This window comes from bacterium (assembly GCA_022616075.1).
GTDB lineage: Bacteria > Acidobacteriota > HRBIN11 > JAKEFK01 > JAKEFK01 > JAKEFK01.
Genome location: JAKEFK010000273.1, coordinates 1 through 12,936, shown reverse-complemented (window position 1 = coordinate 12,936; position 12,936 = coordinate 1). Strand labels below are relative to the sequence as shown.

Annotated in this window: 9 protein-coding genes; 5 read left to right on the top strand and 4 right to left on the bottom strand. The window is 47.5% G+C overall.

What is annotated here, in order from left to right; all coding sequences use genetic code 11:
* Nucleotides 1–54 precede the first annotated feature (54 nt).
* From L0156_22485 to L0156_22475, 3 genes are all read left to right on the top strand, one after another.
* Nucleotides 55–1,050: an undecaprenyl/decaprenyl-phosphate alpha-N-acetylglucosaminyl 1-phosphate transferase gene (locus L0156_22485; protein ID MCI0605766.1), complete on the top strand. Its 996-nt coding sequence runs from the start codon at nt 55–57 to the stop codon at nt 1,048–1,050.
* Nucleotides 1,050–2,348, top strand: coding sequence for an FAD-dependent oxidoreductase (locus L0156_22480; GenBank protein ID MCI0605765.1), 1,299 nt, complete (start codon nt 1,050–1,052; stop codon nt 2,346–2,348). Before L0156_22485 ends, L0156_22480 begins: the two co-directional genes overlap by 1 nt.
* An 88-nt stretch (nt 2,349–2,436) precedes the next feature.
* Complete coding sequence (locus tag L0156_22475; GenBank protein MCI0605764.1) at nt 2,437–4,776, top strand: hypothetical protein; 2,340 nt, start codon at nt 2,437–2,439, stop codon at nt 4,774–4,776.
* Here the strand turns inward: L0156_22475 and L0156_22470 are convergent.
* From L0156_22470 to L0156_22460, 3 genes are read right to left on the bottom strand one after another with little or no spacing between them, the layout of a single operon-like run.
* Nucleotides 4,756–6,204 carry a M20 family peptidase gene (locus tag L0156_22470; protein ID MCI0605763.1) on the bottom strand — a complete coding sequence of 483 codons (1,449 nt, stop codon included), beginning with the start codon at nt 6,202–6,204 and terminating at the stop codon, nt 4,756–4,758. The genes L0156_22475 and L0156_22470 overlap by 21 nt on opposite strands.
* Nucleotides 6,201–7,733: an AMP-binding protein gene (locus L0156_22465; GenBank protein MCI0605762.1), complete on the bottom strand. Its 1,533-nt coding sequence runs from the start codon at nt 7,731–7,733 to the stop codon at nt 6,201–6,203. Before L0156_22465 ends, L0156_22470 begins: the two co-directional genes overlap by 4 nt.
* A 22-nt stretch (nt 7,734–7,755) precedes the next feature.
* Nucleotides 7,756–9,444 (bottom strand): YfhO family protein, encoded by a 1,689-nt coding sequence (locus L0156_22460; protein ID MCI0605761.1) that lies wholly within the window; start codon nt 9,442–9,444, stop codon nt 7,756–7,758.
* A 106-nt stretch (nt 9,445–9,550) separates the two neighbouring features.
* Here L0156_22460 and L0156_22455 point away from each other — a divergent pair, with 106 nt between their 5' ends.
* A complete protein-coding gene (locus L0156_22455) occupies nt 9,551–10,549 on the top strand; it encodes a PQQ-binding-like beta-propeller repeat protein (protein MCI0605760.1) in 999 nt (332 codons plus the stop codon).
* Nucleotides 10,488–12,188, top strand: a complete 1,701-nt coding sequence (locus L0156_22450) for a hypothetical protein (protein MCI0605759.1) — start codon at nt 10,488–10,490, stop codon at nt 12,186–12,188. The genes L0156_22455 and L0156_22450 overlap by 62 nt, the downstream gene beginning before the upstream one ends.
* A 91-nt stretch (nt 12,189–12,279) precedes the next feature.
* On the opposite strand, the gene L0156_22445 is transcribed toward L0156_22450, so the two are convergent.
* Complete coding sequence (locus L0156_22445; protein ID MCI0605758.1) at nt 12,280–12,831, bottom strand: hypothetical protein; 552 nt, start codon at nt 12,829–12,831, stop codon at nt 12,280–12,282.
* Nucleotides 12,832–12,936: the final 105 nt, after the last annotated feature.

The following is a 12,936-nucleotide window of genomic DNA, read 5'->3' as shown; positions in this document are numbered from 1 at the left end:
CGGCGACTCGCAGGCGAGACGCCCGCGTTACTTTGTTTAGTATAATGGCGGTCGATGACCTGGTCATTCGTTCTGGCGGGGGTCCTGGCCTTTCTCGTGGCCGTCTATGGCACACCGGTGGCTCGAGCGGCTGCGTTACGCTTTGGAGTTGTTGATCAACCGGACGGCAATCTCAAGACCCACGGTGAAGCTGTTCCTTATTTCGGCGGGCTTGCCATCTACCTCGCCGTTCTGATCCCGCTCTGTCTCTTCTACCAGTTTGAAAAAAGCATTCTCGCAATTCTACTCGCAGGAACACTGGTTTTGATTCTCGGATTGATCGATGATTTTGGAGTTCTTACGCCAACTGCGAAATTCATCGGGCAGTTTATAGCCGCGGTCGTCCTTATTAAGGGGGACATCCTGATTCGAGTCGAAGCTTTTCATCCTTACGTGAATTTGTTTTTAACCCTTTTTTGGATCATCGGAATCACCAATGCAATCAATATCATTGATATCATGGATGGTCTTGCGGCAGGTGTTTGTTTGATCAGCGCCATATTTCTATTCATCGTTTCCGTTATCAACAGGCATGAAATGATTGCCGTGTTTGCCGTCACGCTTGTCGGTGGGTTAGCCGGATTCTTGCCGTACAACTTTCGTCCTGCTCGAATCTACATGGGAGACACAGGTAGCATGTTTTTGGGACTCACCCTGGGAACACTCGCGATCATGGGCGACTATTCCGCAATCAACAATCTTGCTTATTTCAATCCGATCCTTTTCTTTGGAGTTGCGATTTTCGACACCATGTACGTCATGTTGTTGAGGGCAATCCGTGGCCGCTCAATGTTTCTGGGTAGCAAAGATCATTTTGCGGTGCGATTGAAACACGCAGGCTGGTCTATTAAGAAAATTGTGATCGCTACATACATAGCCGGCTTATTTTTAGGGACTGTGGCTCTCTTCAATATGTTTTTGCCCGCGCAATCCTCCCTCATCGTGTATTCGATGCTTTCCTTCGCCCTTGTGGTTATCGGCTGGCGGCTTTCCAAAATAAAAGTGGCTTGATGGAAACCGGGGTTTTGATTATTGGAGCTGGACTCGCCGGTTTGAGTGCAGGATATCATCTCGACAAAACCGATCACGTTCTTGTGGAAGCCGAAGAGCGGGTTGGTGGCCTGTGCAAATCCTTTTTCGTGGATGGTTTCCATTTTGATTGCACGGGACATCTGATTCACTTCAGAACGAGCGAGGGAAGGCAGATCATAACAGGTCTTGTAGGGGACAGGATTCAGGAACATCAACGCAAATCCGCAATCTACATCCAGGGCAGATACACAGACTATCCTTTTCAAGCCAACACGTACGGACTTCCACGCGAAATCATCAAAGAATGTGTTCTTGGATTCGCTCAGACTTTGTTAAATAAGAAAAAAACGAAAGTAAAGAATTTCCAGGACTGGATCCAGGATACATTTGGTGACGGAATAGCGCGGCATTTCATGGTGCCATACAACGAAAAACTGTGGCAACACGATCTCGGCGACATCGCATTAGATTGGGTCAACTGGTCGATACCCAAACCAAGTCTGGAAGATGTATTGAACGGAGCGCTTGGAATCAAAAACAAGCAATTTGGATACAATCCCGTTTTTTACTATCCCTCTGAGGGTGGAATTGGTTTGCTACCCGAAAGTTTTCCCATCCGCGGCCGTTTATTGCTTTCCACGCGCGTGACGAAAATCAATTTACGAAAGAAAGAGGCAACTCTCAGTGATGGATGCAGGATTCGTTATGGTTCGCTGTTTTCAACCATGCCGCTTCATGCACTTTTACAAATTCTGGAGGATGCGCCGGCAAATGTGACGGCGGCTCATCGCAATTTGCAGTATGTCTCAGTTTTGAATGTCAATTTAGGAATTGATCGTCCGAATGTTCTTCCGTACCACTGGGTGTATTATCCAGAGAAAGATAAACCGTTTTACAGGATCGGTTGTACATCAAACTTCTCATCTTCAGTGTCTCCGCCGAATACGTCCTGTCTCTACATTGAAATCTCTCTGAGATCGGATCGGGAGCATGATGTCAATGCGCTCGTTTCTCAAACCATTGCGTCTTTAAAGCAAACCGGCATTTTGACGGATGCCGACCGGATTGTCGCTCGATTTCCGGTCATGCTTCCCTATGCTTATGTGGTTTATAACAGCGCGCGCAAAAAAGCTGTGGAACATATCCAGCGTTATCTGAAGTCACACAACGTTCACAGTTTCGGACGATATGGATCCTGGGTCTATTCCAGCATGGAAGATGCCGTTCTGGAAGGAAAGCAGCACGCCGAACAACTTCTGCAAAACGCAAAGCAATGAAATTAAACCGCCAAGACGCCATGGGCGCCAAGAAAAAAAAGAAAAAATCCTTCTTCGCACTTGGCGTTCTTGGCGCCTTGGCGGTTCAATGATTTTCCGCTTTCGGGAGAAAGAATTCTGGATTTTAATCGCTTCCGGACTCGTGCTGTTTTATCGGCCGTTGTTTCTAGGTGAAACATTTTTTTATCGCGATCTTCACCTTCATTTCTATCCTCAAAAACTCCGATTCGTAGAGTTAATCCGCAACGGAGAATTCCCTCTCTGGGATTCGTATCTTCACGGCGGTCAGCCCTTTTTAGCCGATTTGAACAACATGGCGCTTTATCCGTTCAACCTGGTCTACCTCGCTTTGCCTTCCCTTTTTGCATTCAACATGGACATCATCTTTCATGTGCTTTTCAGCGCAGCAGCCACATACTGGCTTTGCCGTTTTCTGGGAATCACGCCACTCTCTTCCATGATTGCCGGTGGAATCTATGCTTTCTGCGGTTATTCCCTTTCTCTGACGAACCTGCTCAGCCGACTGACAGCAATGCCCTACTTACCACTGATGATTCTTACACTGCATGGATTTTTTGTTCAGCGAAAAGCGAAGTGGTTTGTCCTGTGTGCAATATTTGGATCCTTTCAAATTCTTGCCGGCGCGCCGGAAATGACCATCCTGACTATTCTGACCCTGTTTGGCTGGTCACTTTTTAACGGTGTTGCGGGACGTCCGGTTCCGCGTCTCGCGGTTTGTCTCGCATTGACTTTACTGGTGGGAGGGATTTCAGCAATTCAGATCGTTCCCACTTTAGAGATGCTGCAACAATCCGAACGATCCACTCTTTCGGACTACGATTCCTTCTCGGCATGGTCCCTTCATCAAAAAAGAATACCGGAAATGATTTTCCCGGGATTCCTGGGACGCACTGACGGCACCAGGCGCAGCGATTATTGGGGTGCAAATCTGGAAAGCATGGGCTTTCCATTTATTCTGAGCATTTACTTTGGATGGCTTGCTTTGTCTCTTGCAGTATTCGGCACTGTTTTTAAACATTCACTGTCACGCCTGCGCGTTTTTCTGTTTTCGCTGACTTTGTTGTTCATCGTTTTATCCATGGGAAGGTTTTTACCAGGCTTCGCGGAGTTATACGCAGGCGTTCCCTTGTTGACGGCAGTCAGGTATCCGATAAAGTTTTTGGCGGGCGCGATTCTACCGATTAGTTTGCTCGCCGCTTTCGGTCTGGATACGATATTCCAGAGAGACGGCCGGCAAAAACGGATCGCATTTTTCTTCTGGGTTTCCGCAGTAGTGTTTACCAGTTTTGCTCTGCTTTTTCGCCTGTCACCGGATTTCGCCAGGGATTTCCTAAATTCCTATTTTGGCATCGCCCCCGAAACGGCAATCCAGTGGCTGAATCGTTCTTTCCTGCATGTTGCTCTGGTTTGTCTCGCCGCGACATGTTTTTATCAGCACTGGATTTTCAAGCCGGGCAAACAGCATGTGGCCCTCTCTGCCGTCCTTCTATTCGATTTAATCTGGGTTGGTTTCGATGTGAACCATTTTGCGCCGAACCAATTCTTTGAGCAGACGCCTGCGCTAGTAAGCACTGTAAAAAAGGAGTTGGGGCCAGGGCGCTTCTACCGCGCTCCGCATCCGCACAATCTGAATTTGAACCTGCCTGCGAATGAGGTCGTTTATTTCAATCGATGGCATCTGGAAACGCTTCATAACTATTCGGCCGCTCTGTATTCGATTCCCGTTATCTACCATGAAGACTTTGACAACCTCGCTCAAAACGAAGTCGTCAGAATATCCGACCACCTGCTCCGTTTACCTTGGGAACAACGACTCCCCTTCTTGACGGCCGGAGCCGTATCACTCTTCCTGGCTCCGGATCATTTAACTTTACCGGGCGTGCATTCATTAGCCACGGCAAAAAACACGAGCGGTGTCCCGTTTTTTCTATATAGGAATTCGGCCGTTTCCAGTCAATTATTTTTTGTGCCGGAGGCGATTCGTGTCTCCAACAACCAGGAGGCTTTTCGAAAGATGAATGAGCCGGGATTTCATCCACTGCAAACGGTTTTGATCTCCGCTAATGAAGATATTCCTGTGACGAATCCTGACTCCTGCCGGCTCTTTGAGATAGTCGTCGCGGAAACGAAAGCGTCACGAATCAAGTTTCACACCCGATCGGATTGTGATTCCTTTCTTTATTTCGCGCAACCGTTTTACAAAGGATGGATCGCACGCGTAGATGGGACTGAATCCACGGTCTTCAGAGCCAATTACGCGTTTTCAGCGAGTTTCGTAAAAGCCGGAGAACATACGATCGAACGGATCTACAGGCCGGAATCAGTAAAAAATGGAATGATTGTAACCTCGATCTCTGCGATTTTCTTGTTTGTTCTTTCCCGTTTCCTACTGCGCCGCATTGTGTAGGAACTGCACATAAAACCGGATCATGTCCAGATAGTTCTGGACTTGAATTCTTTCGTCAGTCCCGTGAACCCCCCGGAAATCCTCCATCGTTACACGATAAGGAGAGAAACGATAAACATTATTGCAAATCCTTGTGTAATGCCGCGCATCGGTCGCGCCAATTACTACTCCCGGAACCACAATGACTGATGGATAAAGCTGCTTGATGGTGCGATGAAGCATCTCGAACTGCTGCGCTTCCAGTGAAGATACCGGAGAAGGATTCATTGCATTCGGACGTTCGCTGATTTTGATTTTCTCGTTCGCAATTGTCTTCCGGATGTGGTTGGTCACATCCTTCACCGTTTCTCCCGGCCGGATGCGGAAGTTGACGGTTGCAGTTGCGTGACTCGGCAAAACGTTTTCTTTCACCCCACCGTTGAACATCGTGACGGCGGTGGTGGTTCGAACCATTGCATTCCCAGCTCGCAGTTTGGAAAACCCAAAAACCAGGAGCGGATTGAAGAGCCATCGATTCACAACAAAAAAACGTGAAACAAAAGGGAGTTCCGGTCCGAGATAATCCAGCATTTGGGCAGCTGAACCTTCCAAACGTCCCGGCATCGGATTCTCTTCGAGTCGCTCCACGGCTCTGCTCAACTCACCGATGATTGTGTGAGGAGGTGGTGCAGAAGAATGACCTCCTGTGCCCTTCATGCTGAGTTGAACGGTGACATACCCTTTTTCAGAAGTTCCGATCATGGCTGCCGGCGATAGAACTCCCGGAATCATTTCTTCCAAAATAGCGCTGCCTTCATCCAACACCATGTCCGGTTTGATTCCCCGCGCTTCCAAAACTTGCACGATCGCTGCAGCACCGCGCCCTCCCGCTTCTTCGTCGTGCCCAAACGCAAAGTAAATTGTGCGCTTTGGTTTAAAACCGTTTTGTAGCGAGTGCTCGACTGCTTCCAGCTGGGAAAGAACATTGGACTTATCATCCAGCGTTCCTCTTCCCCAAATGTACCCGCCGGCGATTTGACCACCGAAAGGGGGATGCTTCCAGGGCGTGTCTTCTACCGGCACAACATCGAAATGAGCCATCACCACCACCGGCGCAAGGCTGGCATCTGCACCCTCCCATCGAAAGAGCAGACTGTATTGGCTGACGCTTTCGACACTCAACTGCGAATGAGCCAGCGGAAAGATCTCGCGAAGGTAATCATGGAACCGCTTGAATTCTGCATGATTTAATCTGGAAGGTTCATCATAGGAAATCGTTTGAATCTTCAACGCCCCAACGAAATGATTTACAAGAAGATCGGAGTTCAGCGCGATTTTTTCAACGGCTGGGACCTGAAGCTGGCGCGACTTCACCAGAAAGGTTCTTGCTAGCAAGACAATAAACAGCAAGGCAAACAGGATTAAAAAAGTTCTTAAAACTTTCTTCACTGGCCACGTTCCCTTTGAACAAGAATCCGCCGCAGTATTTTTCCGGAAGGAGATTTTGGAATCTGATCGATCTGATCGATCTTACGGATTTTCTTGTAAGGCGCCACGCGTGAAGCAACGTAATCTTGAATTTCCTGCAAGGCAACATCTCCCTTCAATACAACAAGTGCTTTCGGCACTTCACCTGCCTCCGGATCGGCGCTTGGAATTACGGCTGCATCTGCAATCATCGGATGTGTCAGGAGAACCGCTTCGATTTCCGCGGGAGCTACCTGATATCCTTTGTATTTAATCAACTCCTTGACGCGATCGCGAATATAAAAGTTACCCTCTCCATCGGCAAAGCCTATATCGCCGGTTCGAAGCCATCCCTCCCCATCAATGGCGCTGGCCGAGACTTGCGGCTGGTTCAAATAACCTTTCATCACCTGGGGACCGCGAACCAGAATCTCTCCTTCTTGATTTACTCCGAGTTCCCTCCCCCGATCATCGACAATCTTGCATTCCGTGTTCGGCACACAAACTCCCACTGAACCGGTCTTAATTCGCGCCTTCTCGTACGGGCTCATATGTGTCGCCGGGCTGGCTTCTGTCATCCCGTATCCCTGTTTGATCAAACAACCGATTCGCTCGGAGCACTCGCGAGTTAGATCCGCGCTTAAAGGGGCAGCAGCGCAGAAAATGGTTTTCAATTGCGATAGATCGTAACCGGATACCACGGATTGTTTCGCGAGTGCAAGAACAATCGGGGGAACAAGAGGAGCGAGTGTGACGCCGTAGGTTTCGATGTTTTTCAAAAGCTGTTCCAGATCATAACGTTTCATCATCACGTTCGTACAACCAAGGTACAAACACTGATTCATGATCACCATCAAGCCATAAATATGAAACAGCGGGAGCACACAGATGACAACATCCTCCGGAGAAAATACTTTGCTTGCTTCGATCTGTAGCAGATTCGCAACGAGATTCCTGTGCGTAAGCATCACGCCCTTTGGGAATCCTGTTGTGCCGCTGGAATATGGCATCGCAATCAGATCTTCTTTCGGATGAATGGAAACATCCGGAAGTGGTCCGTCGCCTGACGGCATCGATTCCCCTGCCACGAAAATCTCCTGCACTTCGGAACTATTGGTGGCCTCGGTGGCTTTCTCCACTAGCTCCGGAGTGGTTAACAGGAATTTTGCACGGCAATCCTTCAACTGACCTGCCAGTTCCTGTGAAGTGCAAAGAGGATTTGCTGTGGTCACGATTCCGCCAAGCAACGACACGGCATGAAATGCTACAGCATATTCAATGGAGTTTGGCGAATAGATCGCAAACACATCCCCCTTTCTCAAACCATCACGATCAAGACCCCGCGCGCAGGCCAGAACTTCATCATAGAATTCAGCAAAGCTAACTTTCCGTTCAATCGACACATCGACAAAAGCGGTACGGTATCCAAATCGTTTCACACGTTCCAGAAGAAACGGAGTGAGTGCAACATCGGGAATCGAAACCGGAGGATAAGGACTTCGAAAAATCATATTCCGCTCTTGTCGTAGATGATCACAGTAACAGTACCGCGAGGATCAAAATTGTTCCGAGTGCGGTCAGCAGTGTGCCAACGAGTGAGCCGGGTGTTCGATAAGTGAGGCTCAACCGATTCTTGCCGGCCGGCGCCTGAATTTTCATCCATCCATCTTCCAAAGTGTGTATCGGAATCAATTTGTTTTCCATTTTGCATTCCCAACCTGGCAGATCGTTGCGATGGATGATCAAATCAATGGGATCAGAAGAATCCGTTTCGATGACAAGATGATGGGGTGCAACCTCCAGCGACCGAAGCTTTGTTTGTGGATTGCTTGATTTTACCAATGGGTAAACCGGGGTCGTCAGACGGTGGACTAAGAATCTTGTCGCTTTCTGATTCAACAATCTCAGTTCAGGATGATTCAGGAGCCTCTCGGAAATAACGAATCCGATTGCTGCCTCACGCAGAAGCTCGAGATTTTTTCCGGTTTGTAAAAGCTCCTCGACTTTTCGCTTTCTTGCCGGCAGCGGTTTCCAGAGCATCAATCCACTGTCCGGTGGCGTACCATAATTTACCCCCCATTGAAGCCCTGCCAATGGGGATAATCCGCTCCTCGCTGCGGCACAATGCAAATTCCATCGTCTTAACTCCGGAATCTGAGTCACTTCAGGTGGCACCTTGCGGATTTTTGATAAAGAAACCATCTGCGGCACCTGCAAGTTTGCGATCAGAAGCTCCACCACCACCAGAGCCGGAATAAGCTTGAGCACCGGCGTATGAAATTTTCGAAACAACTGCGCTGCACCTATTGCCGCTCCCATTGCAAGAAAGGTTGCAAAAACCGGACTACCACCGAACAACACCCAATCAACCAGAATCACAATCAGCGCGCACCAAACAACTCTGTCTCGCAATCCTATTAAGAATAGAGAGCCGGAAATCACACCGAAATAGGGAAGCAGTTTCCAGTCCGGCTGTGCGAAGCCCAATTCGGCGTTGGAATGCGGTATCCACAACACCGCCGGAATCCACTGAATCGCTGCAATCATAAGAGTAGAAACAATCAATAACAGGAAGCGAAGAAAAACAATCCGGTCTCTGGCACGCAAATAAACAATTACCAGAGTGATGCAAACAAGGAGAAACGTAAACGCTTGAACAAAAGTGAAGCCGGCCAACCACTGGCATGCCAATGCCACGGAGGCTATCATGGTTCTCCGAATGCTCTGTTGCAGACCGGAATAGACCAGCCCAAGAATCCAGGGCAGCCAGCTTGAAGTGATCAATACTTCACTTGAATTTAAAGCGCCAAGCGCCGAACTCGAAAGCAAGAAAGTAAAAGCGCCGGTCAGCGATGCCGCAACGGGAAGGCTGAATTCCCTGCGGCATAGCCAGTACATGGCCCCTGCTCCCCAGAACAGATGAAATATCAGGGATACATTCCAGGCTTGATCAAGGGGCAGTACCAGGTAGAGAACATTACCGGGATAGAAGATCGCAAGATTCGGATCTGCCCAAAGCGGAATTCCACCTGAGACGGCGTTGCTAATCCAGGGAAGATTTCCGGCAAAAAAATGGGACAACCAGACAAATCGCATGGGATGTTCCAGAAAAAACTGGTTCCCGGCGCAGAGAATCAGTTCATTTCCGATCAAAAAACTGAGATAGAGAATCGCCACTAAGAGGAATAAAAGAGCAACAACAGCATCTGACTTTACCTTCATAAGAGAGCTTAACGCGAAGACGCGAAGACTCACGGACGCGTCGACGCACTAGCGCGTTCATCTTATCAGAACCAAATGAATTGAGATATAATTCCCCACTTCTTACATGAAAAGTTGTAATTTCCTGTTGCTCCTGTTTCTTACGATTTTTGGCTGCGGAAATAGACCCGATGTTATTTGGAGCTTCAAAACAGGCGGGCCGATTTACCATTCTCCTGCCGTTGGTGGAAACAAAGTCATTGTTGGCAGCAACGATCAAAATGTTTACGCTCTGGATGTTCAAACCGGAAAAGTAATCTGGAAAACAGATCTCGGAGAACGCATTCTGATGACGCCGCTGGTGGAGGAGAACAGCATTTACGTTGGATCCGCATCCGGTTATTTTTATCATCTGGACGGCAAGGATGGATCTGTTCGGTGGAGATTTAAGACTGGAGCGAAGCTGGAATTCGACCCTTGCGCGGACAATGAAGGCATCTATTTTGGCAGCCATGACGGCAATTTCTACAAGATTACCCGCGAAGGACAAAAACTGTGGGCTTTAGAAACAAATAACGTTCTAACCAGTTCCTGCACATTTTACAAAGACATGGTGATCACGACCGCGTGGGACTCGAACGTCTATGCGTTACGCCGCAATACAGGCGAGGTGGTTTGGAAGAATTCTACGAAGCAATACAATTACGGAATTGGAGTTGTGGTGGGAGATTCAATTTTTTATGGAACGCATGACGCTTTTTACCGCTTCGATGCCACGATCGGAAAAACAATCTTTCAAAAAAAAGCGGCTTACCATAGTCATGTTGTGGCCCTCCAGAATTTCATTTTTACTGAAGAAAATGGTTTGACAAAGAGATCCCTGGACGGTCAGGTTTTAAAGAACTTACGCTTCACTCCCAGTCCGGAATTTGTGCCGGTGGTGGTGAAAGACTACATCGTGACGGCCGATTCCGTAGATACTCTGTATGGAATCTCTGCAGAATTAGAGATTCTTTGGAAGTTTCGCGCAAAAAATTCGTTTTGGTCCGCCGGTGCACTACAAGATGGAATTTACTACATCGGAAACCGGGATACGTACGTCTACGCGCTCCGGCTTCCGCAATAAGTCAATCTATATATTCATCAGTCTGACTGTCTTCGTCGTTTCCTTCTTCAAAATCGCTGACCTGGATTTCTGGTGGCATCTCAAAACAGGCGAGATCATCTGGGAAAAAAAAGAGTTTCAGTTTACTGAAATTTACAGCTTTTCTGCTGCAGGGCGTCCGTATGTGGATCACGAATGGCTGTTCCAGGTCATTCAGTACTTTTTCTACTCCATCGGCGGTCCTGCAGGTATCATCCTTTCTAAATGCGCGATTCTCGCAACCATCTATCTGTTGATTGCGCGTTTCTTGCTGCAAAAGAAATTGAATCCCTGGATTGTGGTGACGCTTCTAATCGTATCCATGGCTGGAGGGCACTCTCGTTTCCTGGAACGGCCTGAAATTTTCACAGAGCTGTTTTTGGTCGGCTGCTATCTTTTATTCCACAAATACCTGGAAACAAAAAACTGGAAATACTTGCTGGGAATTGCCCCGATCATCATCGTCTGGTCGAACATTCATGCTGCGGTCATACTGGGTATTATTCTGCAAGGAACTTTTCTGGCCGGTGTAATCCTGGAGCGCATCCTTAAACAATACGGATATCCAATGTTTTACGATGCCGGCAATCGTGAAATTGTTGCTCTCTTCCTGTTGATTCTCGCATCAATCATCCTCACAGGTTTGAATCCAAACGGTTATGGAATTCTGATGGTTCCCTTTGAATTGACTCAAATCATAGACTCAGGCCTCCTGAAAAATCAGGAATGGCAACAACCACCTCCCTTGAGATTTCCTTTCTTCTATTTAGGACTCTTTTTTGTATTTTTCCTTTTCGTCGTGAACGCCCGAAAGATTCACTTTACTCACTTATTGTTTGGCGCTTTTCTTGGATACGTTTCAATGAAGTACGTGCGCAACGTCGCCCTTTTTTCGATGTTCATGCCGCTGATGGTATGGCCCTACCTCTCCGGCCTCGGGATTCGCTGGAGAGCAGCCCTGGCCGCGCTCTGTATCACGGCGCTTTACTGGTTGATCGCTTTGTCTCCATTCGAATTTGGAACCGGCGAGGCGAGTTACTTCCCGGATCAGATTGTAAAATTCACAAAAGAAAAGAATCTCAGCGGAAACCTGTTCAATAGTTATGCATTCGGCGGATATCTGATCTGGAATGTCTTTCCGGAACGGAAAATTCTCATTGACGGCCGGAACGAGGTTTTCTTGCCGTTACTCCACGAAATTGTGAAAGTCAGGGCGGATGGTCGTTTGTGGAGGAAATTTCTGGACAAATACAAGATTGAATATGCGCTATTGAACTATTTTGATGAGCTGGAAGAAGTCACACTCATTGATTCTCAAAACCTACCTATAAAAACTTATGCACCTTTTTCTTCCACACATTTTCCCAGATCCAGATGGGCACTGGTCTATTGGGATGATGATGGGATGATACTGGTAAAACGGAAAGGATTGAATGAATCTCTGGTTTCCATGGAGTACACTTCTGTCTTTCCGGAAGGGGTCGCGTACCAATTGAGCCTTGTAAGAGGAGGAAAGGTAGATAAGGACCGGGCGATTGCGGAAATTTTAAAAAAACTAAAGGAAGACCCTCAATGTAAGAGAGCACAGAGAATGCTGAATGAAATCAGAACGGGAAGTTAAGAATTATATTGCAGATTGCATAGTGAGTATTGCATAAAACATTTTTGCAAAACCGCTTTTTGCAATACGCATTCTGCGATTTGGAAATAGACTAATCGCGCACCCAGCCTGGCAAAGCTCCCGCTTTACGTGCTTCATCTTCAAGACCTTCAGATTCCTGTTTTGCACTTTCCAGATCTTGTTTCGCCTGCTCCAGTTCCTTCAAACGTTCGATCCTTTCTGATTCAATCAAAGGACGCTGAGCAACTCCATCGGACTCGGCATAAAATGCTGTCGTTAGAGTATTGATCTCGCTTTGAATCTCCTGAACTCGTGTCTGGGCCTCTTGCAGTCTTTGATCTGTTTCCTGTTTTCGTGAGCGCCAGTACTCTTCGGTCTGAGTCGGATCAGCTTCTTTCTTGTCCTTTTTATCCGCCTCTTTGTTGTCCCCCGCAGATTCATCGCCAGGTACAGATGTTGATTCCATCCCAAGTTGTTTTTTTCGAATCTCCTCGATGTCCTGATTCGTAAGTGTCTTCTTTGCCTCAGTCTTCGCCCTTCTCTCTTTTTCTTTCTTGGCCGCCTTGACGAGAGCGGAATCCTCGCCGAACGAAACCGAAATAAACGCAATCAAAACACCGATCAAAAGAAATAGATTTTTCATAGGGAGCTCCAATTACCCTTGAGTATAATGCAAAATATTGAAAATTGCATATTGCATATTGCAAAAAAGAAGGTCAGCAGCAGGTTTTTATGCAATTTGCAATAT